The sequence below is a fragment of the Kitasatospora terrestris genome (genome assembly GCF_039542905.1).
GTDB classification, from domain to species: domain Bacteria; phylum Actinomycetota; class Actinomycetes; order Streptomycetales; family Streptomycetaceae; genus Kitasatospora; species Kitasatospora terrestris.
This window is the reverse complement of the sequence record NZ_BAABIS010000001.1, coordinates 3222626-3247903: the sequence shown is the minus strand read 5'-3', so window position 1 is coordinate 3247903 and position 25278 is coordinate 3222626. Positions and strand designations below refer to the sequence as shown.

The following is a 25278-nucleotide window of genomic DNA, read 5'->3' as shown; positions in this document are numbered from 1 at the left end:
GAGAAGCGCGGCAATGGGAAAAGGAAATGCCGAACGGCCGTCCGTGAATTCCTGCGGGAATTCACGGACGGCTGCGGGCAGCTTGAGGCCGTGACGGGATTCGAACCCGTGTGTACCGTGTTGCAGACGGTTCCCTGGGCCACTCGGGCACACGGCCGGGCAAGGGGAGCGCGCTCAGGCGCGAAAGGGGGGCGCGCTCAGGCGCAACAGGGACAGCTGCGACAGGCGGTACAGGAACGGGCCGCAGTGCGGGCCTCCGGCTTCCTGCTCATGACCGACTCCTGTCGTCGCGTTCGCTGTCCTGGTGAATTCATAGTGGAGCACCCGGGCCGCTCCCGTCAATATCCGAATATGAATTCCGTGTGTCGTGGTGTGTTACCGTCGTGAGTGAGGCGGCCGATTCCGGCCCGCCCCGGACGAGGTGCGTCGTACCCGGCACGACAAGACGACGCGGTAGCTGTTCCACGACTACTGCGGAGGTGCTTGTCGTCATGGCGTGGGTGGTGCTGGTTCTCGCCGGTGTGCTGGAGACCGTCTGGGCGGTCGCGCTGGAGGCGACCAAGGGGTTCTCGCGGCCGGTCCCGACCGTGGTGTTCGCGGTGGCGCTGGCGTTCTCGATGGGCGGGCTGGCGTACGCGATGCGGTCGATCCCGCTGGGGACGGGCTACGCGGTGTGGGTCGGCATCGGTGCGGTCGGCACCGCGCTGTACGGGATGCTCGCGATGGGCGACACCGTCTCGGCGGCCCGGATCACCTGCCTGGTGCTGATCGTCGGCGGCGTGGTCGGCCTGAAGGTGCTGCACTGACCTGCTCCTGGGACTGGTGGGTGGATCGGATCCAGCCCGCAGGTCAGGAGTCATCGGCGCGTTCGCCGCTTACGATGTCGGTCATGGCCACCACCTCCCCCACCTCGGTCGACAAGCTGCCCCCGCTCCCCGGAGATCCGGAGGGCGGAGGCGTGCTGAGCGGCCCGTACCGCGCGCTGACCCTGGGGATCGTCTCGGTGGTCCTGCTGCTGGCCTTCGAGGCGACCGCCGTGAACACGGCGATGCCGGTGGCCGCCCGCGAGCTGCACGGTCTCGGGCTGTACGCCTTCGCCTTCTCCGGGTACTTCACCACCACGCTGTTCGCGCTGGTGGTGTCCGGCCAGTGGTGCGACCGGCGCGGGCCGCTGGCGCCGCTCTTCACCGGCATCGCCGTCTTCGCGGCCGGCCTGGTCACCGCCGGGACGGCGGCCAACATGTGGCTGTTCGTGGCCGGCCGGGCGGTCCAGGGCCTCGGCGGCGGGCTGGTGATCGTGGCGCTGTACGTGGTGGTCGGCCGGGCCTTCCCGGAGCGGCTGCGCCCGGCGGTCTTCGCCGCCTTCTCGGCGGCCTGGGTGCTGCCCTCGATCCTCGGCCCGGTGGTCTCCGGTGCGGTCACCGAGCACCTGGGCTGGCGCTGGGTGTTCCTGGCGGTGCCGGTGTTCGTGCTGCCGCCGCTGCTGGTGATGTGGCCGCCGCTGCGCCGCTCGGAGCGCGCCCAGCAGCCGGCCGAGGCCAGGCCGTACGACCGGCGGCGCACCACCGACGCGGCGATGGCGGCGGTCGGGGCCGGGCTGCTGCAGTACGCCGGGCAGCGGCTGGACGCCCTCGCCCTGCTGCCGGCGCTGGCCGGTGCGGCGCTGCTGGGGCCCGCCGTGGTGCGACTGCTGCCGGCCGGCACGCTGCGCGCGGTGCGCGGGCTGCCGACGGTGATCCTGCTGCGCGGGGTCGCGGCGGGCGCGTTCTTCGCGGCGGAGGCGTTCATCCCGCTGATGATGGTCACCCAGCGCGGACTGTCGCCGACGCTCGCCGGTCTGACCCTGACCAGCGGCGGACTCTCCTGGGCGCTCGGTTCGTGGCTGCAGGGCCGCCCGGCGGCGGAGCGGTACCGGGGCGCGATGATCCGGGCCGGTTTCGTCCTGACGGCGGTGGCGATCGGCGGGGCGGCGCTGGTGCTGGTCCCGGCGGTGCCGACCTGGGCCGCCGCCACGGCGTGGGGGATCGGCGGGGTCGGGATGGGCATGGCGGTGGCGAGCATCAGCGTGCTGATGATGAAGCTCTCCGAGCCCGAGGAGACCGGCGCGAACTCGGCGGCGCTGCAGCTGAGCGACGCGCTGGGGAACGTGCTGCTGATCGGCCTGGCCGGGGTGCTCTTCGCCGCGCTCGGCGGCGGCTCGCTGGTCGCCGCCGAGGCCCACGGGTCGACCCCGGCCACCCCGTTCGCGGTGATCTTCCTGGTGATGGCCGGGGTAGCCCTGGCCGGGGCCGCGGTGGCGGGCCGCGGCGTGCCCGGCCGGAGCGGGTCCGGCCGGGCGGCGGCTCAGGCCTTCGGCGAGGCCGAGGCGGCCGGGGCCTTGGCGGGGGCCGAGGAGACGGCGGGGGCCGAGGACGCGGCGGGCGCCGAGCCGCCGAGGTAGGCGGACCAGCCGCCGGCCGGGGACTCGCCCGGGGCGAGGCCCTGGAGCTTCTTCAGCACGGCCGGGTCCTGCACCTCCAGCCACTGGATGAGCTGGCGGAAGGAGACCAGCCGGACCTCCGGCTTGTCGGCGATCGCCTTGATGGTGTCCTCGACGGCGTTCATGTAGATGCCGCCGTTCCACTGCTCGAAGTGGTTGCCGATGATGAAGGGCGCCCGGTTGGAGTTGTAGGCCCGCTCGAACCCGGCGAGGTAGGAGCCGCGGGCCTGGTCCTGCCAGAAGGCGTGCTGGCCCGGGTCGCCCTTGGTGTTGTTGCCGGACTGGTTGTACATGATGTTGTAGTCCATCGAGAGCACCTGGAAGCTGTGTCCGGGGAACGGGATGGACTGCAGCGGCATGTCCCACAGCGCGCCGCCGGCGAACTTCTGCGGCCAGACCTGGAGGCCGCCGGGCCCGCTGCTGTCGTACTTCCAGCCGCGCTTGACGGCGGTCGGCAGCAGGCCGCGCTGGCCCTCCAGGCACGGGGTGCGGCCGCCGATCAGCTCCTTGCGGTAGTCGAACGGCAGCGGGGGCAGGTCGGTGAAGCCGGTGTTGGTGCGCCAGTTCATGACGAAGCCCATGGCCTGCTCGATCTCGCTGTCCCAGTCCTCGGGGGACCAGCGGCCGCCGCCGTTGGCGCCGCAGAAGTGCCCGTTGAAGTGGGTGCCGATCTCGTGCCCCTCCAGCCAGGCGTCGCCGAGCTGCTGGATGGTGTCGCGGATGTGGTTGTCCGAGAGGTAGCCGATGTCGGAGGCGCCGACCGGGTGCTGCGGCGGGTGGTACAGCGACTTCTTCGACTCGGGCAGCGCGTAGATGCCGGAGAAGAAGAAGGTCATCGAGGCCTTGTGGTCCTTGGCGAGCTGCCGGAAGCGGCTGAAGAGCCGGTTGTCCAGCTCGCCGGCGCCGTCCCAGGAGAAGACCACGAACTGCGGGGGCCGCTCGCCGAGGGCGAGCGGCTCGGGCTTGGGCTGGTTCGGCTGGGGGCCGCTGTCGGAGGTCGAGCCGTCGCCGATCAGGTTGGCGGGCGGCTTGGGGGTGCCGGAGGGGCTTGCGGATCCCGAGGCGGCCGCGGGCGGCGCGGCCTGCTCACCTCCGTCGTGGCCGGAGGTGCCGGAGCAGCCCGCCGCGAGGGAGGCGGCGGTCGCGGCCCCGGCGGCGAGCAGGGTCCGGCGGGAGAGGGCGTCCATGTCTCACATCCATTCACCGAGAAGTGCGGCGGGGAGTCAGCCACCCGGACAGTGTGGTCATCTGATGATCCGAGCGGATGCGTCTGGCCGAGAGTCGGGGCTCAGCATGGCACGCAGGGGCCCGCCCGGGAGGGAAGCGCGGCAGGCCAGGCGGGTGACACGCCGGGCGCGGCGGCGACGCTCACCTGTTCGGGCCTGCCGGGACGGCGAGCGGTGGCGTCCCCGGCTGATCCGACGTCAGCTGGTGGATGACCCAGCCCCCGGAGGTACGGACCAGCCATGTGGCAGTCGCTGCTCGACGCGTACCGGGAGCGGATCGTCGACACCGGCCGCGAACCGCTGTTCCTGCTGCTGCTCGGCCTGGTCCTGGCCTTCCTGTTCATCCGCTTCAGCGTGCGGATGATCCGCCGGGGCACCTCCTGGTGGCCGGGCAACGTCACCCCCGGCGGGATGCACATCCACCACGTGGTGTTCGGCCAGGCGCTGCTGCTGATCTGCGGGATCTCCGCGTTCGCCATCCGCGGCGACGGCGGGCAGTGGTGGAACCTGCTCGGCTTCGGCTTCGGCGTGGGCTGCGGCCTGGTGCTCGACGAGTTCGCGCTCGTTCTCCATCTGCAGGACGTCTACTGGGCCGAGCAGGGCCGCACCTCGGTGGACGCGGTGGTGCTGGCCGTCGCCGTGATCGGCCTGCTGCTGATCGGCGAGCTGCCGCTCGGCGGCGTCGCCCGCCACCCGGACGCCCCGCAGCTGGTCGGGGCGGCGGTCCTGCTGGCCCTGGTCGGCGTGACCCTCTTCAAGGGCAAGATCTGGACCGGGCTGCTCGGTGTGATGCTCTGGCCGCTGGCACTGGTCGGCGCGCTGCGCCTGGCCCGGCCGACCAGCCCGTGGGCGCGCTGGCGCTACCGGGCCCGGCCCCGCCGGATGGCCCGGGCGGAGCGCCGGGAGGCCCGGTTCCACCGGCGGCTGGTCGCCTTCAAGACCCGGACCTACGACCTGGTGGCGGGGACGCCCGACCGGGCGCTCCCGGAGCCGGCCGGCCCCGGCGTCCCGGTCGAGGCGGCGGGGGCCGTGCCGGTGGTCGAGCCGGAGCCGCCGGAGCTGCCGGAACTGCCGGAGCCCGGGCCGGTGGCCCCGTGGCGGGAGCGCTGCGCGGCCGTCGCGGAGTGGTACTTCCGCATCGCCACGGTGCTCAACACCCTCGGCGCGCTGATCGAGCCGTTCCGGGAGCAGGTCGCCCGGGCCAACCGCGGCGAGTTCTTCACCCCCGTCCTGATCACCTCCGGCCTCACCGCGGCGCTGCTCGCGGGGCTGCTCGCGGTGATGCTGCGCCGGCGCAAGCGGGCCGCCTGGATCGCCTCGGTGGTGGTGGTCGGGCCGTACGCGGCGCTGTACGTGCTGGCGCTCACCGCCGACACCTACCGGGCGCACCCGTTCAACTGGGTGTCGGCGGCCCTGACCGCCGGTCTGCTCGTGGTGCTGCTGCTCGGCCGCCCCGCCTTCCGGGTGCGCGGCGGGCGGGGCAACGTGACGGCGGCCCTGGCCGTGCTGCTGGTCGGCGGGGCGCTGCTGGTGGGCATCGGCGCGGCGGTGGTGCGGTGGACGTACACCGAATCGCCGCCCGGCTGGGGCGAGGCCGCGGTGTACGTGCTGCTGCGGCTGGTGACGGTCTCCGGCGCCTTCGACTACGCGGACGTGGACGTGCCCGGCTGGGTCGACCTCGGGCTCAACACGGCCGGCGCGGTGCTGCTGCTGACGGCGCTGCGGCTGCTGCTGCGCTCCGCGCGCGGGCGGCTGCGGCAGGACGCCGAGGACGAGGCGCGGCTGCGCGCCCTGCTGGAGCTCTGGGGGGAGCGCGACTCGCTCGGGTGGTTCGCGCTGCGCCGGGACAAGGCGGTCAGCTGGGCGCCGTCCGGGGACGCCGCAGTGCTCTACCGCGTGGTGTACGGGGTGGCGCTCGCCTCCGGCGACCCGGTGGGCGACCCCGCCGCATGGGCGGCCGCGATCGAGGTGTGGCGCCGGGAGGCCCGGGTGCACGGCTGGATCCCCGCGGTGGTGGGGGCGGGCGAGGCGGCCCGCGCGGTGTACGGCAGCCGGGAGCGGCTGCGGGTGCTGCACCTGGGGGACGAGGCGGTGGTGGAGGCCGCCGCGTTCGATCCGGCGGCCGAGGGGATGGCGTACCTGCGGGAGAACGAGCGGCGGCTGCGGGAGGCCGGCCACCGGGTGGTGGTCCGGCGCCACCGGGACGTCCCGGCGGAGGAGTTCACCGAGCTGGTCCGGCTCGCCGACGCCTGGCGGCACGGGCGCAGCGAACGCGGCTTCTCGATGGCGCTCGGCCGACTCGGCGACCCGGACGACGGCGAGTGCCTGCTCGCCGAGTGCCGGGACGAGAACGGCCGGACCGCCGCGCTGCTGTCCTTCGTGCCCTGGGGCGAGGACGGGCTGACCCTGGACCTGCTGCGCCGCGACCGCGAGTCGGACCCGGGGCTCGCCGACTTCGCGGTCACCCAGGTCCTGCTCCGGGCCGGGGAGTTCGGCGTGGCCCGGGTGTCGCTGAACTTCACCGCCTTCCGCGCGGCGTTCGAGTCGGAGGGCGGCGGCCTGGTGCTGCGCGGGGCGCGGTCGGTGCTGCGGCTGCTGGCCCGCTGGTGGCGGCTGGAGGCGCGCTACCGGGCCACCGCGGAGTACCGGCCGGCGTGGCGGCCGCGGTTCGTGCTGTACGAGCGGGCCACCGAGATCCCCGCGATCGCCTCGGCCAACGCCACCGCCGAGGGCCTGCTCACCCGCCCCCGGCTGAGCCGTTAGGGCCCGGACGGCGTGCCCCCTGGATGGTCGCTCCCGACGTGCCGCCCGGTTGCGGCGCCGGTTGACTGGGCGCAGGTCCGTGGTGGTACGAGGGGAGTGAGGGTGAGTCAGCAGGCGGCGCGGAGCGCGTGGCCCGGGGCGCTGGCGGCCGGGACGGCGCTGGTGCTCGGCGCGTGGCTGATCTCCGACGGGGAGGGCCTGCGGCTGCCGCCCGCGCCCGGCGCGGCCCAGGCGTACCAGGGCGCGGTGATGCCCGTGGTGCCGCCGCTGTCGCCGTCGCCGCCGACCCGGGTGCGGATCCCGGTGCTGGGCGTGGACGCGCCGGTGACCGGCCTCGGCCTGGACGGCGAGGGCCGGCTCACCGCACCGCCGGAGGGGGACCGGAACCTGGCGGGCTGGTACCGCGACGGCGCCGCTCCTGGCGCGGAGGGCGCCGCCGTCGTGGTCGGCCACGTGGACACCGCGGAGGGTCCGGCGGTCTTCTACCGACTGGGTGCGCTGCGCCGCGGCGACCAGTTGGAGGTGGTCCGCGCCGACCGCGCGACCGTCTGGTTCCTGGTCGACGCGGTCGAGGTGTTCCCGAAGAAGGACTTCCCGGACCGCCGGGTGTACGGGCCGACCCCGGACGCCCAGCTGCGCCTGATCACCTGCGGCGGCGGCTTCTCCCGGTCCACCGGCTACGACGGCAACGTCGTGGTCTTCGCCCACCTCGTCCGCGCGCAGCGGGCCTGACCGGACGGGAGCCCGATGAACCCGCTCGACTGGTCGCTCATCCACGGACCGGTGCCGGTCCTGCTGCTGATCGCCGGCTGGGTCTCGCTGCTCGGCCTGGCGGTCTCCACCACCCGGCACTGGTGGACCCGCCGGGTGCCGTGCGCGGTGGTCGCGGCGGCGGCGCTCACCGTCCTGGTCGTGGTGTGGGTGGACGAGTGGTGGCACCCGTTCCCGGAGGACCTGCCGGGCGACGTGGTGTTCTGGATCGCGGTCGCGCTGCTCGGCCTGTGCCTGGCCGCGGTCCGGATGCCGGTGCTGCACTGGCGCGGCCGGGTCGTCGCGCTGGTGGCGGCCGCCCTGGTGGTCGCGATGGCGGCGAACGAGGTCAACCGGCACTACCAGGAGTACCCGACGCTGCGGGCGATGCTGGCGCCGAAGACGGAGGCGCTGACCACGGGGCGGACCGAGCACACGGTGGCCGTCCCGGCGGGGAAGACCCTGTCGGAGGTGTGGCAGCCGCCCGCCGGGATGCCCGCGAAGGGCACGCTCTCCTCGGTGGACATCCCCGGCACCAAGTCCGGCTTCAACGCCCGTGACGGCTACGTCTACCTGCCGCCGGCCTACCAGGCCGACCCCCGGCCGCTGCTGCCGGTGATCGTGCTGCTGGCCGGCCAGCCGGGCGGCCCGGCCGACTGGGTGAACTCGGGCGGCGTCCAGCAGGTGCTGGACGACTTCGCGGCCGCGCACCACGGCCTGGCGCCGGTGGTGGTGATCGCCGACCCGATCGGTTCGACCCTGGGCAACACGCTCTGCATGGACTCGAAGATCGCCAAGGCGCAGACCTACCTGGCCGAGGACGTGCCGGACTGGGTCCGCACCCACCTGCAGACCGCCACCGACCGCAGGGCCACCTCGATCGCCGGGATCTCCTTCGGCGGCACCTGCTCCCTGCAGCTCGCCGTCAACGCCCCTCAGGTCTACGGCTCGTTCGCCGACATGTCGGGTCAGTCCGAACCCACCCTGGGCACCCACGACGAGACGGTGAAGGAGGCGTTCGGCGGGAACGAGGCGGCGTTCGAGGCGGTCGACCCGGCTCACGTGATGGCCCGCACGAAGTTCCCGGACACCGCCGGGCTGTTCATGGTCGGCACCGACGACGCCGAGTTCGGGCCGCAGCAGCACCAGATGTACGCGGCCGCGACCGCCGCCGGCATGCACACCGAGTTCCAGACGGTGCCCGGCGGGCACAACTGGTCGACCTTCCACGCCGAGATCACGGTGGCCGTCCCGTGGCTGGCCCGGCAGCAAGGACTGATCCGATGAGCGAGGCCGTGACCACCGACGCCGCCCCGGTCGCTCCCAGCCCCGAGCACGGCTGGCGGCGCTGGCAGCTCGCCCTCGCCCCGCTCGGCGCCCAGCTGCGGGCCGCCCCCTTGACCCTGGCGCTGCTGGCCGCGCTCTGGGTGGTCGGCGCGGCCACCGGGTCGCTCGGCGGAGGGCCCTCGCAGTCGCTGCTGGAGCAGGTCGGCGTCGGCCTGCCCACCCTGGAGGCCGGCCGCTGGTGGACGCCGTTCAGCTCGCTGCTGTGGTGCTCCGGCATCGGCCCGTACGTGCTGCTCAGCCTGTTGCTGGTGCTGATCGGGCCGTTCGCCGAGCGGCGGCTGGGCACCCCGCTGTCGGCCGTGGTGCTGGTGGCCGGCCAGGTGCTGGGCACCCTGCTGGGCACCGCGCTGGTGCGGCTCGGGGTGGCCGCCGACCTGGGCTGGACGCAGGACATCCAGAGCCAGATCGCGGTCAGCCCCGGCGCCGGCCTGGTCGCGCTGGCCGCCGTGCTGAGCTACCGGCTGACCGCGCTGTGGCGCCGCCGGCTGCGGCTGCTGGTGGTGCTGGTCCCGCTGGTGATGACCCTGTACGTGGGCCACCTGCAAGGGGTGCAGAGGCTCGCCGGGGTGGCCTGCGGCCTGCTCGGCGGGGCGCTGATCCACAAGCGGCCGCTGCGCCGCACCCACCGGGCCTCGTTCGCCGAGACCCGGGTGCTGGTCGCGCTGTGCGTGGCGGCGACCGCGCTCGGACCGCTGATCGCCTCGCTGTACGAGGACGCGATCGGGCCGTTCAACTCCTTCGCCGACCTCTACTTCTCGCACGGCCCCTCGGCCCAGGAGATCGCCGACGCCTGCGCCGAGTCGGCGGCCGCCTGCGCCCGGGCGCACTCGGTGGACCAGTTCTTCGACTCGCCGGGCCGGCTGATGGCCGCCCTGGTGCCCGCGCTGCTGCTGGTGCTCGGAGAGGGCCTGCGCCGCGGCCTGCGGCTGGCCTGGTGGATCACCCAGGTCACCGAGCTGGCCTGGATCGCGGTGCTGTGCTGGGTGCTGACGATCAACTACGACGACTTCGCGGCGGACGGCGGCACCGCGTACCTGTTCGAACTGATCGGGGAGGCGCTGCTGCTGCCCGCCGCGATGGTGGTGCTGCTGGCCGTCACCCGGCGCTCCTTCGACCAGCGGCTGCCCCGCCGGGACGTCCGCCGGCTCGCCCTGGTGGTCGGCGGCGCGCTGGTGGTCACCTGCGCCGCGTACGTGGGGATCGGCTGGCTGCTGCGCGAGCAGTACCAGCCGGAGGCGACGCTCGGGAAGCTGTTCGCCGGGCTGCCGTCCGAGCTGCTGCCGCCCGCCTACAACGACCTGCTGCCGGGCTACCCGGTGGCGGTCGGCGGGGGCGCCCGGTTCCTGGAGAACTACCTGGGCGTGCTCTTCTGGCTGGTCGCGCTGGTCGCCCTGCTGCTGGCCTTCCGGCGGCCGGTGGTGCACGGCGACGCGGCGGACGCCGAGCGGGCCAGGGCGCTGCTGACCGCGCACGGCGGCTCGACGCTCTCCTTCATCTCCACCTGGGACGGCAACCACTACTGGTTCGACGCCGAGGGCCGGGCGGCGGTGCCCTACCGGGTGGTCGCCACGGTGGCGCTGACCACCGGCGACCCCTTCGGCGAGCCCGCGGCGCGGCGGCGGGCGGTGGCCGGCTTCGCCGCGTACTGCGACGCGCGGGGCTGGACCCCGTGCTTCTACAGCTGCACCCAGGAGATCAGGGACGCCGCCGAGGAGCTCGGCTGGCGCTCGCTGCAGGTGGCGGAGGACACCGTGGTGCCGCTGCCGGAGCTGGCCTTCACCGGCAAGAAGTGGCAGGACATCCGCACCTCGCTGAACAAGGCCGGCAAGGCCGGGATCACCGCCGAGTGGTGGACCTACCGGGACGCGCCGATCGCCATCCGCGACCAGGTGCGCTCGATCTCCGAGGAATGGGTCTCCGACAAGGGCCTGCCGGAGATGGGCTTCACCCTAGGCGGGCTGGCCGAACTCGACGACCCGGCGGTGCGGATGCTGGTCGCCGTCGACCAGGACCGGACGGTGCACGGGCTGACCAGCTGGATGCCGGTCTACGAGGACGGGGCGCCGGTCGGCTGGACGCTGGACTTCATGCGGCGCCGCTCGGAGGGCTTCCGCGGGGTGATGGAGTTCCTGATCGCCTCGGCGGCGCTGGGCTTCAAGGAGGAGGGCGCGCGCTTCCTCTCGCTGTCCGGCGCGCCGCTGGCCCGCGCCGACCGCGGTGAGCCGCCGACCGCGCTGCAGCGGATGCTGGACTGGATGGGCCGGGTGCTGGAACCGGTGTACGGCTTCCGCTCGCTGCTCGCCTTCAAGGCGAAGTTCCAGCCGGAGTACCGGCCGATGTACATGGTCTACCCGGACCCGGCGGCGCTGGCCGCGATCACCCGGGCGATCGGGAAGGCGTACCTGCCGCACCTGACACCGGCCCAGGGCGTGCGGCTGATGCGCAAGCTGTCCGCCTGAGCGGGGCGGCCAGAGGTGGTGTGGGCACCCCTGGCCGGCGTCAGCCGAGCAGCTGGGCGAGCGCGCGGTCGGCGTCCAGGTGGGCCGGCTCGCTGCCCTCCGGGACGGCGACGTGGCTGCGCCACAGGAAGCGCCGCAGCTCGTTGCTGTCGAACTGGAGCAGCGCGGTGCCCTCGGGGGAGCGCAGTTCCACCATGGTCCGCCGGCCGAGCGCGGGCCGGATGTGCACGTCGCCGAGGCCGCTGGGCAACTCCAGCCCGGCCGTCAGCAGCTGACGGGCGAACACCCACTCGATCTCCGGCGGGGCCGGTGGCCGGGCCGGCGCCAGGCCGCCCGGCGCCGGCTCGGCCTCCTCCGTCCGGTCCGCCCGGTCGGCGTCCAGCGCGTACTCGGCCGGAAACAGCATGTGCACCGCCAGCGGGTCGTCGGCCCGGTAGCGCAGGGTGACCCGCAGCCGGGCGGAGCGGTGCGTGGTGATCAGCAGACGGGCGTGGACGAGCTGCTCGACGACGGCAGGCGTACCGGGCATGGGTGATTTTCCTCCAAGGGCGTTTTCCTGCTTATGGGAGTCGCGCCGAGTGGCCGGTATTACACGGGTTTCCGGCCAATTCCCTGTGATCTGACTCACAAACGGATTCCGGGGGTGACGTCGGCGGCGCATGATGCGAGCCGACACGCGCTCGAGGAGGCCCCGATCGTCCCACCGGGTGCGGTGCAGCGGCTGGCGCTCGCCGCCTACACCGCCGTCTACCAGCAGCACCACCGCGGCCTGCTGCGCTACGCCCGCACCCTGACCGGCGACCGGCACCTCGCCGAGGACCTGGTCGCCGAGGCCCACCTGCGGGTCTGGCAGCGGATCGCGGCCGGCCACCGGATCGACGACCCGCGCGCCTACCTCGCCACCACGGTGCGGAATCTGGCCACCGCCCCGCGGGAGGCCGCCGACCCGCTCCCGGCCGCACCCGGGTCCGCACCCGGCGCCGACCCGGCCGACCGCGTCGCCGAGGTCGCCCGCCTGCGCGACCTGCTCGGCCGGCTGCCCGAACGGTGGGCCCAGGTGCTCTGGCCGGCCGAGGTCGAGGACCTGCCGCTGGAGGAGGTCGGCGCCCGGCTCGGACTGCGCCGCAACGCCGCCGGCGTCCTGCTGCACCGCGCCCGGGAGGGCCTGCGCACCGCGTACCTGGGCGACTACCCCGGCGCGCCCGCCGACCCCGAGTGCGCCGCGTACTGGGCGGTCATCCCGCCGCTCGAGCCCGGCCGCGCCCCCGGGGGAGGCGCCTCCCCGCCGACCACGGCCGGCGGACCGGAGCAGGCGCCCGACGGCGGCTGCGAGGTGGGCTACCTGATCACCAGTCAGTGGGAGGGCCGGTTCGTGGTCCGGTTGCGGATCCGCAACACCGGGCCGGGCGCCGTCGCCGGCTGGAACGCCCGGATCGATCCCGGTCGGGCCGTCGACTCGGGCTTCGAGGGCAGTTGGGCGGGCGAGAACCCGGCCCCCGCGGTGATGTACCTCAACGGCACGGCCTGCACGGTGGTACCGGAATGACCCCACCGGTGCCTACCATGGCGTCATGGCGATGAACCTTCGACTCAGCGAGGACCAGCAGGAGGCGCTGCGGCAGCGCGCCGAGCAGGAGGGGCGCTCGATGCACTCCGTGGTGCTGCGCGCCATCGACCGCTACCTGGACGAGGAGACCGACCAGGCGGCCGTCCGCCGGCTCGGCGCCAAGTACGCCGCCAAGCACGCGGAGCTGCTGCGCAGGCTCGGCGAGTGACCGCGACGGTGAAGTACCTCACCGTCGCCGAGATCCTGGAGCTCGCCGAGTACGCCTGCCAGGGCCAGGACCCGGGCGTGCGCGACCTCGGCCTGCTGGCCTCCGCCGCGCACCGGCCGCAGTCCCAGATGTTCGGCGTCGAGGCCTACCCCGGGCTGTTCGGGAAGGCCGCCGCGCTGCTCCACTCGCTGGCGGTCAACCACCCCTTCGTCGACGGCAACAAGCGCACCGCCTGGATGAGCTGCGTGGTCTTCCTCGACCTCAACGGCGTCGACATGGCGGACGTCGACCAGGACGCCGCGTACGACCTGGTGGTGGCCGTCGCCGCGGGGGAGCTGGACGAGGTCGCGGTGATCGCGGAACGGCTGGACGGGCTGCGCCGCTAACGCGGACCGCCGCCGCGGGCCGGTAGGCTGGGCGGGTTGTACGACCGCCTGCCGACTGCGGGGCGGGGCCGGGAAACCTGCCCCGACCTGCGACGACCCCTCTCGGAGACCGTGAGTACTGCCGCCTCCTCGCCGATGGCCCCCCTGTTCTCGCACGCCGACACCCACGCGTCCCGGCCCGCCGGTACGTCCGCCTCGGCGCACCTGTCACCGGCCTTCCCCGGCCGTGCCCCCTGGGGCACCGCCGGCAAGCTCCGGGCCTGGCAGCAGGGCGCCCTGGACAAGTACATCGAGAAGCAGCCGCGGGACTTCCTCGCGGTCGCCACCCCCGGCGCCGGAAAGACCACCTTCGCGCTCACCCTGGCCTCGTACCTGCTGCACAACCACCTGGTGCAGCAGATCACGGTCGTCGCGCCCACCGAGCACCTGAAGAAGCAGTGGGCCGAGGCCGCCGCCCGGATAGGGATCAAGCTCGACCCGGCCTACTCCTCCGGACCGCTGTCCAGGGAGTACCACGGCATCGTGGTCACCTACGCGGGCGTGGGCGTCAACCCGATGCTGCACCGCAACCGCACCGAGGCCCGCAAGACCCTCGTGATCATGGACGAGATCCACCACGCCGGTGACTCCAAGTCCTGGGGCGAGGCCTGCTTCGAAGCCTTCGAACCGGCCACCCGGCGCCTCGCGCTGACCGGTACGCCGTTCCGCTCGGACACCAACCCGATCCCGTTCGTCAGCTACGAGGCCGACACCGACGGGCTGCGCAAGTCGGTCGCCGACTACACCTACGGCTACGGGCACGCCCTCGCCGACCACGTCGTCCGCCCGGTGATCTTCCTCTCCTACAGCGGCAACATGCGCTGGCGCACCAAGGCCGGCGACGAGCTGGAGGCCCGGCTCGGCGAACCGATGACCAAGGACCTGATCGCCCAGGCCTGGCGCACCGCGCTCGCCCCGCAGGGCGAGTGGATCCCGGCCGTGCTGCAGGCCGCCGACCGGCGGCTCACCGAGGTCCGCAAGGCCATCCCGGACGCCGGCGGCCTGGTCATCGCCACCGACCAGAACGTCGCCCGCGCCTACGCCAAGCTGCTGCGCGAGATCAGCGGCGAGAAGGTCACCCTGGTGCTCTCCGACGAGGCCGAGGCCTCGAAGCGGATCTCCGACTTCTCCGAGGGCACCTCGCGCTGGATGGTCGCGGTCCGCATGGTGTCCGAGGGCGTCGACGTGCCGCGGCTCAGCGTCGGCGTGTACGCCACCTCGATCTCCACCCCGCTGTTCTTCGCCCAGGCCGTCGGCCGCTTCGTGCGCGCCCGCAAGCGGGGCGAGACCGCGTCCGTCTTCCTGCCGACCATCCCGATGCTGCTCTCCTTCGCCAACGAGATGGAGCTGCAGCGCGACCACGTCCTCGACCGGCCGAAGAAGGAGGGCGAAGGCCTCTTCGACGAGGAGGACCGGCTGCTCGCCGAGGCCGAGAAGGCCAACGACGGGCCGGACGGCGGCGGCGAGGAGTTCTCCTACGAGGCGCTCGGCAGCGACGCGGTCTTCGACCGGGTGCTCTACAACGCCATGGAGTTCGGGATGCAGGCGCACCCGGGCAGCGAGGAGGAGGAGGATTACCTCGGCATCCCCGGCCTGCTGGAGCCCGACCAGGTCCAGATGCTCCTGCAGAAGCGCCAGCACCGGCAGATCCAGCGCTCCAAGGCCAAGCCCGCCGACGAGGCCGACCTGCTGGAGCTGCCCGCCGAGCAGCGGCCGGTGGTCACCCACCAGGAGCTGCGCGAGCTGCGCAAGGAGCTGAACGCGCTGGTCGCCGCCTGGCACCACCGCACCAGCCAGCCGCACGGCACCATCCACAACGAGCTGCGCCGCCAGTGCGGCGGCCCGCTCACCGCCCAGGCCACCGCCAACCAGCTGCGCTCCCGGATCGGCCGGATCCGGGAGTGGGCCACCCAGGGCTGACGCCGCCCCCGCGGGCCCGGCCCGGCGGGTGCGCGGGGGGCGGGCCCGGCCCGCAGGGATCGGCCCTGCCTGCGGGCCTAGTTGGCGGCGAGCATGTGGGCCAGCTCCTGGTCCAGGTCGGACTCGGACCACTCGGCACCGAAGGGCACCAGCAGGTCGGTGCGCAGCAGCACCTCGTGCAGGGCTGCGACCCGGGTGGTCAGCAGGGCCTCGCCGCCGGGGGCGCGCAGCAGGATCCGGACTAGGCCCGGGTCCGCCCCGTCCGGGCAGACGTGGATGTCGCCCTCGCCGGCCGGGGCGCTGATGCCGTCCAGCAGCAGTTCGCGGGAGACCGTCCAGCGCACCGGCGCGTCGCCGGGGAGCAGGAAGGTCAGCTCGACCACCAGCGGGTCGGCGGCGGAGTACGTGACGTCCACCGGGAGGCGGAAGGCCAGGCCGTGCCCGCCGTCCAGCTCCATGGCCAGCCGGGCGGCCAGGACGGCCGGACGGCCGACGCCGTGCTCCGGCAGCTCCCGGCCGTCCGACATGTCCTGATGACGCATCTCGTTCCCCCGTGTCCACGATTCGGTCGTTTCACGTCCAAGCCTTCCCGCTTGACCGAACCGTTACATCATTCGACAGTCGGGGAGGAAATTCCGCGCATCGGCTGGTAAGAAATAGGCGGTTCGGCGGTGGACGACTTACTGGGGAAAGTGATATGCGGGGCTTCGGCTGCGGAACGCGCGCCTCTCCGTCCTGACGGCACTCTCCGAGCGCTGGCGCGAGGCCGGCAGGCTGGAAGAACGCGAACGCGTCGCACGCGAGGTGCGCGACACCATCGCGCAAGAACTCGCCGGGATCGCGATGCCGGCCCGGGCCGCCGACGGTGCGCTCACCGGCGCCGCCGTCTCCGGACTCGCCCCGGGCGGTCTCGTGCCCGCCCTGGAGCAGTGCGTCGAACCGTGCCGCCGCCACATGGCGGCGGTCCGTCAACTCCTGGACACGGGGCCCGGGGTGGACCGGTTGGGCGAGCCCCGGGTGCCCGAGATCCGACTGCGGGTCAGCGGCGCGCGGCGCCGGCTGCCGCTGCCGGTGGAGAGCGTGGTGCTCCGGTCGATGCGCGAGGGGATCCCAAACGCGGTCCGGCGCGCCGCCGCCCACCGCGTCACCGTCCACCCCGACCACCTGCCGGACCGGCTGCGCGCGCCTCGGTGCGCGACGACGGATCGTCGGACTCGGCGGCCGGATGGCGGTGGAGGGTGATGCGGGCACCGGTACCACAGTGCGGGTGGAATTCGAGTATTCGACACGCAGGCCGTGGAAAACGGTCGGACGATTTGTCTGACCATATTTCTGCCCTGCCATACTGTTCCCCCCTCCCCCACCAGCACCACACAGGAGCCGCGGCATGCCTGGGCCGGACTCGAAGTCGATCCGGGTCGTGGTGGTCGACGACCACCCGGCGATCCGGCTCGGCGTACGCGCCATGCTCGCCTGCGAGTCCGACATCCGGCTGGTCGGCGAGGCCGCCGGCGACGACGAACTGCTCGACCTGATGGCCGCCCTGCACGGCGACGACCGGCCCGACGTCGTCCTGCTCGACATGCACCTCGGCGCCGGACTCTTCCAGGGCGTCGACCTGATCCGCTCCCTGGTCGCCCTCGCCGACCCGCCCGCCGTCCTGGTGCTCAGCGCCTTCGCCGCCGAACAGGACATCTTCGCCGCGATCGACGCCGGCGCCTCCGGCTTCCTCGGCAAGGAGACCGCCGCCGAAGGCCTCGTCTCCGCCGTCCGGGCCGCCGCCCGCGGCGAATCCGTCCTCGGGCCGGTCGCCGTCACCCGGCTGCTGCGGCGGATGCGCAACGCCGCGCCCAGCCTCTCCCGGCGCGAGGTCGAGGTGCTCCAACTCCTCGCCGACGGGCTGTCCAACCGCCAGATCTCCTCCCAGCTCTTCATCAGCGAGGCCACCGCCAAGAGCCACCTGACCAACATCTACGCCAAGCTCGGCGTGGAGAGCCGCGGCGCCGCGGTCGCCGCGGCCATCAGGGAGGGCCTGCTCCGGGTCGGTTGAGAGCCGCTCGGCGACCGGGTCATGCGTCGGCAAAGAATCCGTGGAGACATGGCGGAGATCATCCGCTACTGTTCGGCGTGCCCAGGCGTGAGCGGGCCTCCACGGGGGGACGCGGCCTGACAACCTTTCAGTCAGTGAGACGGCTTGTCCCGATTTGCGGCGAGCCGTCAGGAGGAGTGCCACCGTGTCGTACCAGAACAACCCCGAGCTGTCCGACAAGTCGAAGCTCGTCGCCGGCCTGCTGCAGATCTTCCTCGGCACCCTCGGCATCGGCCGCTTCTACACCGGCCACGTCGGCATCGCCATCGCCCAGCTCCTCACCTGCGGCGGCCTCGGCTTCTGGTCGCTGATCGACGGCATCCTCTTCCTCGTCAGCGACGACCGCACCGACGCCCAGGGCCGCAAGCTGCGCGCCTGACCCGTGCCGCACCACCGCGACACCCCCCACCCCCGCCGGGCACCCGGCGGGGGTGGCCGCATTCGCGCCGCGGCCCCGCCGCTCGCCGTCCTCGGCGCCGGCCTCGCCGGGGCCGCGTACCTCTACGGGCGCGACCCGCACCTGCCCGGGCAGTGGCTGCCCTTCTGCCCGTGGCGGCGGATCACCGGACTGCAGTGCCCCGGCTGCGGCGGCACCCGGATGACCTACGACCTGCTGCACGGAGACCTCGCCGCCGCCTGGCACGACAACGCCGCCCTGCTGCTGGCCCTCCCGCTGGTCGCCCTCCTGTACCTCACCTGGCTCCGCCACGGCCTCGCCGGCCGCACCTGGCGCTTCCGGCCGGGCCGCCCGGCCGTCGCCCTGATCCTGGGCGCGGCCCTGGCCTGGACGGTGCTCCGCAACCTGCCGGCGTGAGCACGAGCCGGCTGCGCCGGTCAGGGAGGCGGGACCGCCTGCGGTGGGCACCTCGGCCTGCCCTGCGCCTGCGGCGGGCAGGCCGGGCTGCGCTGCGTCTGCGACGGGCAGGTGGGGCTCCGCCGGGCCTTCGGTGGACGGAGATGGCGCCGAAGGCGTAGGCGGCTGCGCCGGGTGGGGCTGCGCCTGCGGCGGGGCGGGCTGCGCTGCGCCGGGCAGGGCTGCGCCTGTGGCGGGCGCCTCGGGCTGCGCCGGGCAGGGCTGCGCCTGTGGCGGGCGCCTCGGGCTGCGCCGGGCCTCCGGTGAACGGAGATGGCGCCGAAGGCGTAGGCGGCTGCGTCTGCGGCGGGCAGGTCGGGCTGCGCCGGGCCTTCGGTGGACGGGGATGGCGCCGAAGGCGTAGGCGGCCGCGCCTGCGGCGGGTGCGTCGGGCCCTCGGTGAACGGAGATGGCGGCGAAGGGCGGGCGGCTGTGGTGGGTGGGGTGTCCGGAGTGCGGAGTGGGGTCGAACTTCTGTTCGGATTTTGTGGCGGGTATGGGTCAATTCGTCCCTAGTCAAATCTCGAATCTGCGACGATCCAGATCGGATTTTGGACAAGCACTTCCGCAGTACACCTTCGGTTCACTACTTTCTCCCCACGCTCACTCGAAGCCCACCCCGACCGAGGCGAGCCCGCGGAGCATGTGCGCTCGTCGATGGCGCCGACGCATGCGCTCCAGCGCGGACACCCACCTGCGCGCGACAACCTCCGTCCCGGCCCCGGCAGTTGCCGGCGGGCCGGCGACGCCGCGGAAAGGAATTGCGCGTCGTGACTGCTGAGACTTCCCAGACGCTGGACAGAGGCGTCCGGGTACTGAAACTGCTCGCCGACTCCGAGCGCGGGCTGACCGTCACCGAGCTCGCCGCCCGGCTCGCGGTCAACCGCACCGTCGTCTACCGCCTGCTCGCCACGCTGGAGCAGCACGGGCTGGTCCGCCGGGACATCGGCGGCCGGGCCCGGGTCGGCCTGGGCGTGCTGCGCCTGGCGCACCGGGTGCACCCGCTGCTGCGCGAGGCGGCGCTGCCGGCGCTGCGCAGCCTGGCCGAGGACCTGGGTGCGACGGCGCACCTGACCCTGGTGGACGGCAACGAGGCGCTGGCGGTGGCGGTGGTCGAGCCGACCTGGACCGACTTCCACGTCGCGTACCGGACCGGGCTGCGCCACCCGCTGACCGAGAGCGCGGCGGGCCGGGCGATCCTGGACGCGCGGACCTTCCCGAACCAGCGCCGTCCGGAGCAGGGCTTCGTGATCACCCGCGCGGAGGAGCAGTCCGGCGCCAGCGGGGCCGCGGCGGCCCTGCTCGGGCTGAGCGGGATCGAGGGCAGCGTCGGCGTGGTGATGCTCAACGGCCTGGTGCCCGAGCGGGTCGGCCCGCGCGTGGTGGAGGCGGCGACCGAGGTGGCCGACGCGCTCCGCTGAGCCGCGGCCCGGCCGTGTGCTGAGCCTTTGCCGCGCGGGCGCTCCGGCGTGGTTGGATGCGGGTTGTGTCTGCTCAGAAGCTGCCCGCGTTCCTGACCGCGCCGAAGACCCGCGCCCTGGCCCTGTGCTCGCTGGCGGTGTGCGTGCTGCTCCTGGTGGGCGCGTTCGTCCCGCTGCCGTTCACCCTGACGCAGCCGGGGGTCACGGTGGACACCCTGGGGGAGTACCAGGGCAAGCAGGTGATCACGATCAGCGGTGCGCCCGTGCGGACCACCACGGGGCAGCTGCGGGCGACGACGATCTCGGCGACCAACCCGGACCAGAAGCTGAGCCTGCGCCGGGCGCTGGAGGCGTGGGCCAACGAGGACGAGGCGCTGCGCCCGACCGACCAGGTCTACCCCGAGAGCGACCCGGCGGACGCGCAGGAGGAGACCCAGCGGCAGATGACCGAGTCGCAGGACGCGGCGACGCTGGCGGCGCTCGGCTACCTCCACCTGTCGCCGTCCCAGGTGAAGGTCACGGTGAACCTGGGCGACATCGGCGGGCCGAGCGCCGGGCAGATGATCGCGCTCGGGATCATCGACAAGCTGGCCGGTGACGGCAAGGGCGGCGACCTGACCGGCGGCACCGTCGTGGCGGGCACCGGCACGGTGGACGCCGACGGCCGGATCGGCGCGGTGGGCGGGGTGCCGCTGAAGACGCTGGCGGCGGCCCGGGACGGTGCCACGGTCTTCCTGGTGCCGTTGGGCGAGTGCGCGGAGGCCCGGGTGAACACCCCGGAGGGCCTGCGCCTGGTGCCGGTCGAGACGCTGGCCGACTCGGTCGCCGCGCTGACCGCCCTGCACTCCGGGAGTGGCACCGTCCCGCACTGCTGATCCGCGGTCCGGGGGTCAGAGCCCGAACGCGGCCGTGGTGATGTCGTCGCCGATCCGGGTGCGCAGCTGCGCCGCGGCCTGGGCTAAGCGGTGCGCCTGGGTCATCGGCAGGGTGAGCGAGACCGCGGCTATCCCGCTGCCCAGCACGATCGGGACGGCGGCTCCGGCGAAGCCCATCAGGTACTCCTGGTACTGGGTGATCGGCGCGGCCCGCTGCGGGCCCTGCCGGGGCAGCAGCGGCAGGTGGGCGGGGTCGCGCAGGGTGTACGGGGTGAACGGGACCATGGGGTAGCGGGTCAGGTGGGCCCGGCGCTCCTCGGCGGACATCAGGGCGAGCAGGGTCTTGCCGGCGGAGTGGGCGTGGGCGCCCGCGCGGAAGCCGCGGGCGTCGACGGTCGGGGCGCCGGGTGCGGCGGCGGCGGCGACCAGCTCGACCTCGCCGTGCTTGTACCAGGAGAAGTAGACGGCCGCGGAGAGCTCGTGGGCGAGCCGGCCGAGCAGGCGGTTCAGCCGGGTGCGGCCGGCCGTCGGACTGTCCTCCCGAGCCAGTCCGGCGACTGCCGGGCCGGTCAGGTAGCGGCCGTCGACCCGTTCCAGGTACTGGTCGTGGACCAGGGTGCGCAGCAGGTGGTAGGCGGTGCCGAGGGCCAGCCCGGTGTCCCGGGCGAGCTGTTTGGCGGTGGCGCCGGCGGGGTGGCCGGCGGCCGCCTCCAGCAGCCTGAGGGCGCGTTGGGCGGAGGTGATCAGCGTGGGCGTCTCCGCGGTGGGGGCCGTCGACCCGGCGGTGCGGCTCCGCGGTGCGACGGTCTTCTGTGGGTTCATGGCTGCGATCTTCGCGTGCACAGTCCCCAGGCATATGCCAAAAATCGCACGATGATGGCAGACACGCCGGGAAGGCCCGGAACGGCCGGTATGCCGGGCCCGTCCGGGTTCACTCGCCCGAGGCCTGCTCCACCAACGGCAGGATCCGGTACGGCACGGGGTTCTCCAGGGCGATCGCGGTGGAGGCCCGGACGATCCCCTCGAAACCCACCACCCGGTCGATCACCCGCTGCAGGTCGGCGTTGGAGCGGGCCACGATCCGCACCAGCATGTCGCCGTGGCCGGTGATGGTGTGCAGTTCCAGCACCTCCGGCACCGCCGACAGGTGGGCGCGGACGTCCGCGCCCTGGCCCTGGGAGATCTCCAGGGTGGCGAACGCGGTCACCGGGTACCCGAGCGCCGCCGGGTCCACCTGCGGGGCGAAGCCCCCGATCACGCCCTTCGCCTGCAGCCGGTCCAGCCGGGCCTGCACGGTGCCGCGGGCCACCTGGAGCCGGCGCGAGCACTCCAGCACGCCGATCCTGGGCTCCTCGCTGAGGAGTCTGATCAATTTTCCGTCGAGCGCGTCGATCGCATCGCTCGGAGAGTGCACGGTCGCTCCGTCCCTTGGGCAAAGTGTCCAGCGTCGCCTGCCATTTTCCGGTCCGACGGCACAGCTTGACCAGGAGGAATCGGAACAGTTGCGCAACCCCGCGGTGCACGCCACGCTCCTCCACACCCCGCGGCGCGGGCCCCCACACCGGGCCGCGGGACACCCTGGGGAGGGACCGCCGTGACCGACATCTTCACCGCGCCGACGTACCTCGCACTCGACGACGACCCGTTCGAGCCCTGTGCCGGGCTGGACGCCGTCGTCCTCGCCGTACCCGATCCCGGCCGCAGCGCCGAGCTCTACCGCACCGCCCTGGCGCTGCGCTGCACCGCCCACCACCCGGGGCTCGGCAGCTACCTGATGGAGGGGCCGGGCCTGCGCCAGCTGCTGGTGCCCGGCAGCGGCGGCGTGGTCGACCTCGCGCTGCGGGTCGACGACGCGTACGCCGCCTTCGACTACGCCGTGGACCGCGGCGCCGTCCCGGTCACCGAGCCGTACGAGAGCGGCGACCACTGGGGCACGGTGGTGCTGGCCACCGTCGCCCTCGGCCCGGCCACCCACACCCTGGTCGACCGCGGCCGCTACCTCGGCCCCTACCTGCCCGGGTACGTCGCGCTCTGAGGCCCGGGCCGCCGGCCGACCCGGGGCCCGGGCCGCCGACCGGTCAGCCGGGGACGGTCTGGACGTCGGGCGGGTGGCCGTTCCAGGTGACGAAGACCGAACTGGTGCGGCCGTCCTTGGAGAAGTCGATCCGCATCCACTGGTCGCCGTGCCAGATCTGCATCTGCCAGCCGGCCTCCGGCGTCGCCGAGACCAGGTCCGCGTGGTCCTGGCGCAGGTCCAGGGCGACCCGGCCGCCGGGGACGGCGTAGCTGTGCACCGAGGCGGTGGGGCTGGGCCTGCGGGTGGTGGGCGTGGCGGGCGTCGAGGGCTTGCTCGGCGGGGGAGCGGAGCTGACCGGAACGGCCGCCTGGGTGGTCGCCGTGGCGCCGGTGGTCGGCGGGTCGGTCGGCGACCCGCTGTCCGGCGACGGGTGGGCCGAGGGCAGCGGGAGCGCCACCGGCTGCTCGAACACCGTGTCGGCCAGCACCGCGTGCACGCCGAACCAGGACAGCGCCACCGCCGCCCCGGTGGCCGCCGCCCAAGCGCCCAGTTGCACCAGTCCGCTTCGCATTGCGGGCCATCCTGCCGCATGCCCGTCCCCGGCAGGTCAGCGGCCCTGGCAATCGGAAGAAACGTTGCGGAAAACGTCCAGAAGCCGTCGTGAACCACGCTGCCGGTACCCGAGGTACAGACCATTCCAACCCGATGCCGTACCGTGCAGGGCCATGGCAACAGTGCTCGTGGTCGAGGACGACCCGTTCGTCCGCTCCGCCCTCATCCGCCACCTGTCCGAGACCGGCCATGCGGTGCGCAGCGTCGGGACGGCCCTGGAGGCGCTGCGCGAGGTCGCCCAAGTCGGGTGCGACCTGGTCATCCTCGACCTCGGACTGCCCGACCTGGACGGCAGCGAGGCGCTCAAGATGATCCGTGGCCTGACCAACGTCCCGGTGATCATCTCCACCGCCCGGGACGACGAGGCCGAGATCATCCGGCTGCTGAACGACGGCGCCGACGACTACCTGGTGAAGCCGTTCTCCCCCGAACACCTGACGGCCCGGATGACGGCCGTGCTGCGCCGGCTCGGCGGCGGCGCCGTCACCGCGCCGCCGGTCCTGCGGGTCGGCGGCCTGGCCATCGACCCGCAACGGCGCGAGGCCGTACTCGACGGCAGGCCGCTCGACCTGACCCGCCGGGAGTTCGACCTGCTGGCCTTCCTCGCCGCCCGGCCCGGGGTGGTCGTGCCGCGCCGGGAGATCCTCGCCGAGGTCTGGCGGCAGACCTACGGCGGCGACCAGACCATCGACGTCCACCTGTCCTGGCTGCGCCGCAAACTCGGCGAGACCGCCTCCAGGCCGCGCTACCTGCACACCGTGCGGGGCGTCGGCGTCCGGCTGGAAGCCCCGGGCGGGCCGGTGGGGTGCACGACATGAGCCGTTTCACGGGGGACGGGCCGGCCGGGGGCCGGCCGATAGCGCTGCGCAGGTCGCTGCGGTGGGCGATGGTGAAGGCCGCGGTGGCCGGCACCGTGATGGTCGCGCTCGCCTTCCTGATCCCGCTCGGGCTGATGGTCCAGCAGACCGCCCGCGACCGGGCGTTCACCGCCGCCGAGCGGCAGGCCGCCGCGATCGGTCCGGCCCTCGCGATCACCACCGACCAGGACGCCGTCGCCCGGGCGCTGGCCTCCACCGACGCGGGCGCGCAGGACCGGATCGCCGTCCACCTGCCGGCCGGCGCGGTGGTCGGCGAGGGCCGGGTCGCCGCCGTCGACCTGTCCGCCGCGGTCGAGCACGGCCGGGCCGGCACCGTCCGCGCCCCCGGCGGCTTCGCGCTGCTCCAGCCGTTCGCCGTCGACAACGGCCAGGTCGCCGTGGTCGAGGTGTACGTCGCCGACGGGGACCTCACCCGGGGCGTGGGCACGGCCTGGCTGGTGCTCTCCGGCGTCGCGCTCGCCCTGGTCGCGCTGTCGGTCGTGGTCGCCGACCGGATGGGCGGACGGATCGTCATGTCCGCCCGGCGACTGGCCGGAGCGGCGCGCTCGCTCGGCTCCGGCAACCTGACGGTCCGGGTGCCGGTCACCGGCAAGGCGGCCACCGGCGCGCCCGAGGAGCTGATCGAGGCCGGGCACGCGTTCAACGCGATGGCCGACCGGGTGGTGCGCCTGCTGGCCGCGGAGCGCGAGCTGGCGGCCGACCTCTCGCACCGGCTGCGGACGCCGCTGACGGTGCTCCGGCTGAACGCCGCCTCGCTCGGCGACGGCGACGCCGCCGACGCCACCCGGCACGCGGTCGAGCAGCTGGAGCGCGAGGTCGACCAGATCATCCGCACCGCGCGCCGCGACCCCGAGGACGCGCCGCCGGTGGTGCTCGGCTGCGACGCCGTCGACGTAATCCGGGAGCGGGTCGGCTTCTGGTCCGCGCTCGCCGAGGACGAGGGCCGGGCCTGGCAGCTGGCCGGCGCCGAGCGGCCCGCGCCGGTGCCCGTCCAGCGCGGCGACCTGGCCGCGGCGGTGGACGCGCTGCTCGGCAACGTCTTCCGGCACACCGCGATCGGCACGGCCTTCTCGGTGGACCTGCTGGTCACCGAGAGCTCGGTGATCGTCCTGGTCGGCGACGCGGGCCCGGGCTTCACCGACCCGGCGACCGCGATCGAGCGCGGCGCGGGCCACGGCGGGGAGGGGTCCACCGGGCTCGGCCTCGACATCGTCCGCAAGCTCGCCGAGGCCACCGGCGGGGACGTCGCGCTCGGCCGCTCGGCGGTGCTCGGCGGGGCGGAGATCCGGCTGCGCCTGCAGACCCGGAGCGAGGCCGCACCGCTGCCGCGGCAGAGCCGGCGTCGGCTGACGCGGAGGAATTGAGCGCGTTCTGTGCGGCTTCGCCCGT

The 25278-nt window shown here is 73.9% G+C and carries 25 protein-coding genes, 1 tRNA gene and 1 riboswitch; of the genes, 19 read left to right on the top strand and 7 right to left on the bottom strand.

What is annotated here, in order from left to right:
- Positions 1–85: 85 nt before the first annotated feature.
- Positions 86–157: transfer RNA gene (locus ABEB06_RS14835), tRNA-Cys, on the bottom strand.
- Positions 158–389: 232 nt separating this feature from the next.
- Positions 390–455: riboswitch (guanidine-III (ykkC-III) riboswitch) on the top strand.
- A gap of 36 nt (positions 456–491) precedes the next feature.
- Here ABEB06_RS14835 and ABEB06_RS14830 point away from each other — a divergent pair.
- Both ABEB06_RS14830 and ABEB06_RS14825 read left to right on the top strand, forming a co-directional pair.
- Entirely contained in the window at positions 492–806 is a 315-nt protein-coding gene (locus ABEB06_RS14830) for a DMT family transporter (RefSeq protein ID WP_345697336.1), read from the top strand.
- 83 nt (positions 807–889) lie between these two features.
- On the top strand, positions 890–2440 hold the full coding sequence (locus ABEB06_RS14825; RefSeq protein ID WP_345697335.1) for an MFS transporter: 1551 nt from the start codon (positions 890–892) through the stop codon (positions 2438–2440).
- On the opposite strand, the gene ABEB06_RS14820 is transcribed toward ABEB06_RS14825, so the two are convergent.
- Positions 2344–3666, bottom strand: a complete 1323-nt coding sequence (locus tag ABEB06_RS14820; protein ID WP_345697334.1) for a polysaccharide deacetylase family protein — start codon at positions 3664–3666, stop codon at positions 2344–2346. The genes ABEB06_RS14825 and ABEB06_RS14820 overlap by 97 nt on opposite strands.
- Before the next feature lie 279 nt (positions 3667–3945).
- Between ABEB06_RS14820 and ABEB06_RS14815 the strand changes: the two genes are divergently transcribed.
- From ABEB06_RS14815 to ABEB06_RS14800, 4 genes are all read left to right on the top strand, one after another.
- Positions 3946–6468, top strand: coding sequence for a phosphatidylglycerol lysyltransferase domain-containing protein (locus tag ABEB06_RS14815; protein WP_345697333.1), 2523 nt, complete (start codon positions 3946–3948; stop codon positions 6466–6468).
- 102 nt (positions 6469–6570) lie between these two features.
- Positions 6571–7200 (top strand): class F sortase, encoded by a 630-nt coding sequence (locus ABEB06_RS14810; RefSeq protein WP_345697332.1) that lies wholly within the window; start codon positions 6571–6573, stop codon positions 7198–7200.
- A gap of 15 nt (positions 7201–7215) precedes the next feature.
- A complete protein-coding gene (locus tag ABEB06_RS14805; RefSeq protein WP_345697331.1) occupies positions 7216–8505 on the top strand; it encodes an alpha/beta hydrolase in 1290 nt (429 codons plus the stop codon).
- On the top strand, positions 8502–11024 hold the full coding sequence (locus ABEB06_RS14800; protein ID WP_345697330.1) for a bifunctional lysylphosphatidylglycerol flippase/synthetase MprF: 2523 nt from the start codon (positions 8502–8504) through the stop codon (positions 11022–11024). Before ABEB06_RS14805 ends, ABEB06_RS14800 begins: the two co-directional genes overlap by 4 nt.
- 40 nt (positions 11025–11064) lie before the next feature.
- On the opposite strand, the gene ABEB06_RS14795 is transcribed toward ABEB06_RS14800, so the two are convergent.
- On the bottom strand, positions 11065–11553 hold the full coding sequence (locus ABEB06_RS14795; RefSeq protein WP_345697329.1) for an SsgA family sporulation/cell division regulator: 489 nt from the start codon (positions 11551–11553) through the stop codon (positions 11065–11067).
- A gap of 114 nt (positions 11554–11667) precedes the next feature.
- Here ABEB06_RS14795 and ABEB06_RS14790 point away from each other — a divergent pair, with 114 nt between their 5' ends.
- The 4 genes from ABEB06_RS14790 (at position 11668) to ABEB06_RS14775 (ending at position 15144) form a co-directional block, all read left to right on the top strand.
- The gene (locus ABEB06_RS14790) at positions 11668–12570 is read left to right on the top strand and encodes a sigma-70 family RNA polymerase sigma factor (protein ID WP_345697328.1); all 903 of its coding nucleotides are present in this window, start codon (positions 11668–11670) and stop codon (positions 12568–12570) included.
- Between the two features lie 31 nt (positions 12571–12601).
- Positions 12602–12799 (top strand): Arc family DNA-binding protein, encoded by a 198-nt coding sequence (locus tag ABEB06_RS14785; RefSeq protein ID WP_425559774.1) that lies wholly within the window; start codon positions 12602–12604, stop codon positions 12797–12799.
- Between the two features lie 8 nt (positions 12800–12807).
- Positions 12808–13185, top strand: a complete 378-nt coding sequence (locus tag ABEB06_RS14780; protein WP_345701851.1) for a type II toxin-antitoxin system death-on-curing family toxin — start codon at positions 12808–12810, stop codon at positions 13183–13185.
- Positions 13186–13320: 135 nt separating this feature from the next.
- Complete coding sequence (locus ABEB06_RS14775) at positions 13321–15144, top strand: DEAD/DEAH box helicase (RefSeq protein WP_345701850.1); 1824 nt, start codon at positions 13321–13323, stop codon at positions 15142–15144.
- A gap of 77 nt (positions 15145–15221) precedes the next feature.
- On the opposite strand, the gene ABEB06_RS14770 is transcribed toward ABEB06_RS14775, so the two are convergent.
- Positions 15222–15686 (bottom strand): SsgA family sporulation/cell division regulator, encoded by a 465-nt coding sequence (locus ABEB06_RS14770; RefSeq protein ID WP_345697326.1) that lies wholly within the window; start codon positions 15684–15686, stop codon positions 15222–15224.
- Between the two features lie 169 nt (positions 15687–15855).
- Between ABEB06_RS14770 and ABEB06_RS14765 the strand changes: the two genes are divergently transcribed.
- From ABEB06_RS14765 to ABEB06_RS14740, 6 genes are all read left to right on the top strand, one after another.
- Positions 15856–16386 carry a histidine kinase gene (locus ABEB06_RS14765; protein ID WP_345701849.1) on the top strand — a complete coding sequence of 177 codons (531 nt, stop codon included), beginning with the start codon at positions 15856–15858 and terminating at the stop codon, positions 16384–16386.
- 145 nt (positions 16387–16531) lie between these two features.
- Entirely contained in the window at positions 16532–17194 is a 663-nt protein-coding gene (locus tag ABEB06_RS14760; protein WP_345697325.1) for a LuxR C-terminal-related transcriptional regulator, read from the top strand.
- A gap of 184 nt (positions 17195–17378) precedes the next feature.
- The gene (locus ABEB06_RS14755) at positions 17379–17612 is read left to right on the top strand and encodes a TM2 domain-containing protein (protein ID WP_345697324.1); all 234 of its coding nucleotides are present in this window, start codon (positions 17379–17381) and stop codon (positions 17610–17612) included.
- Between the two features lie 3 nt (positions 17613–17615).
- Positions 17616–18047 carry a DUF2752 domain-containing protein gene (locus ABEB06_RS14750; protein WP_425559626.1) on the top strand — a complete coding sequence of 144 codons (432 nt, stop codon included), beginning with the start codon at positions 17616–17618 and terminating at the stop codon, positions 18045–18047.
- Positions 18048–18856: 809 nt separating this feature from the next.
- Complete coding sequence (locus ABEB06_RS14745; protein ID WP_345697323.1) at positions 18857–19507, top strand: IclR family transcriptional regulator; 651 nt, start codon at positions 18857–18859, stop codon at positions 19505–19507.
- A 65-nt stretch (positions 19508–19572) separates the two neighbouring features.
- On the top strand, positions 19573–20382 hold the full coding sequence (locus ABEB06_RS14740; protein ID WP_425559625.1) for a S16 family serine protease: 810 nt from the start codon (positions 19573–19575) through the stop codon (positions 20380–20382).
- A 15-nt stretch (positions 20383–20397) separates the two neighbouring features.
- Here ABEB06_RS14740 and ABEB06_RS14735 read toward each other — a convergent pair whose 3' ends face one another.
- Both ABEB06_RS14735 and ABEB06_RS14730 read right to left on the bottom strand, forming a co-directional pair.
- Entirely contained in the window at positions 20398–21204 is an 807-nt protein-coding gene (locus ABEB06_RS14735) for an IclR family transcriptional regulator (protein WP_345697322.1), read from the bottom strand.
- A gap of 109 nt (positions 21205–21313) precedes the next feature.
- On the bottom strand, positions 21314–21796 hold the full coding sequence (locus ABEB06_RS14730) for an Lrp/AsnC family transcriptional regulator (RefSeq protein WP_345697321.1): 483 nt from the start codon (positions 21794–21796) through the stop codon (positions 21314–21316).
- A 180-nt stretch (positions 21797–21976) separates the two neighbouring features.
- Between ABEB06_RS14730 and ABEB06_RS14725 the strand changes: the two genes are divergently transcribed.
- Positions 21977–22417: a VOC family protein gene (locus ABEB06_RS14725; protein WP_345697320.1), complete on the top strand. Its 441-nt coding sequence runs from the start codon at positions 21977–21979 to the stop codon at positions 22415–22417.
- 43 nt (positions 22418–22460) lie between these two features.
- On the opposite strand, the gene ABEB06_RS14720 is transcribed toward ABEB06_RS14725, so the two are convergent.
- Entirely contained in the window at positions 22461–22970 is a 510-nt protein-coding gene (locus tag ABEB06_RS14720; protein ID WP_345697319.1) for a hypothetical protein, read from the bottom strand.
- A 154-nt stretch (positions 22971–23124) separates the two neighbouring features.
- Between ABEB06_RS14720 and ABEB06_RS14715 the strand changes: the two genes are divergently transcribed.
- Both ABEB06_RS14715 and ABEB06_RS14710 read left to right on the top strand, forming a co-directional pair.
- The gene (locus ABEB06_RS14715) at positions 23125–23829 is read left to right on the top strand and encodes a response regulator transcription factor (RefSeq protein ID WP_345697318.1); all 705 of its coding nucleotides are present in this window, start codon (positions 23125–23127) and stop codon (positions 23827–23829) included.
- Between the two features lie 56 nt (positions 23830–23885).
- Complete coding sequence (locus ABEB06_RS14710) at positions 23886–25253, top strand: HAMP domain-containing sensor histidine kinase (protein ID WP_345701846.1); 1368 nt, start codon at positions 23886–23888, stop codon at positions 25251–25253.
- Positions 25254–25278: the final 25 nt, after the last annotated feature.

Coding starts and splice junctions, on each gene's coding strand:
- ABEB06_RS14830 (WP_345697336.1), top strand. CDS start 492: ATGGCGTGGGTGGTGCTGGTTCTCGCCGGTGTGCTGGAGACCGTCTGG.
- ABEB06_RS14825 (WP_345697335.1), top strand. CDS start 890: ATGGCCACCACCTCCCCCACCTCGGTCGACAAGCTGCCCCCGCTCCCC.
- ABEB06_RS14820 (WP_345697334.1), bottom strand. CDS start 3,666: ATGGACGCCCTCTCCCGCCGGACCCTGCTCGCCGCCGGGGCCGCGACC.
- ABEB06_RS14815 (WP_345697333.1), top strand. CDS start 3,946: ATGTGGCAGTCGCTGCTCGACGCGTACCGGGAGCGGATCGTCGACACC.
- ABEB06_RS14805 (WP_345697331.1), top strand. CDS start 7,216: ATGAACCCGCTCGACTGGTCGCTCATCCACGGACCGGTGCCGGTCCTG.
- ABEB06_RS14800 (WP_345697330.1), top strand. CDS start 8,502: ATGAGCGAGGCCGTGACCACCGACGCCGCCCCGGTCGCTCCCAGCCCC.
- ABEB06_RS14795 (WP_345697329.1), bottom strand. CDS start 11,553: ATGCCCGGTACGCCTGCCGTCGTCGAGCAGCTCGTCCACGCCCGTCTG.
- ABEB06_RS14785 (WP_425559774.1), top strand. CDS start 12,602: ATGAACCTTCGACTCAGCGAGGACCAGCAGGAGGCGCTGCGGCAGCGC.
- ABEB06_RS14775 (WP_345701850.1), top strand. CDS start 13,321: ATGGCCCCCCTGTTCTCGCACGCCGACACCCACGCGTCCCGGCCCGCC.
- ABEB06_RS14770 (WP_345697326.1), bottom strand. CDS start 15,686: ATGCGTCATCAGGACATGTCGGACGGCCGGGAGCTGCCGGAGCACGGC.
- ABEB06_RS14760 (WP_345697325.1), top strand. CDS start 16,532: ATGCCTGGGCCGGACTCGAAGTCGATCCGGGTCGTGGTGGTCGACGAC.
- ABEB06_RS14735 (WP_345697322.1), bottom strand. CDS start 21,204: ATGAACCCACAGAAGACCGTCGCACCGCGGAGCCGCACCGCCGGGTCG.
- ABEB06_RS14720 (WP_345697319.1), bottom strand. CDS start 22,970: ATGCGAAGCGGACTGGTGCAACTGGGCGCTTGGGCGGCGGCCACCGGG.
- ABEB06_RS14715 (WP_345697318.1), top strand. CDS start 23,125: ATGGCAACAGTGCTCGTGGTCGAGGACGACCCGTTCGTCCGCTCCGCC.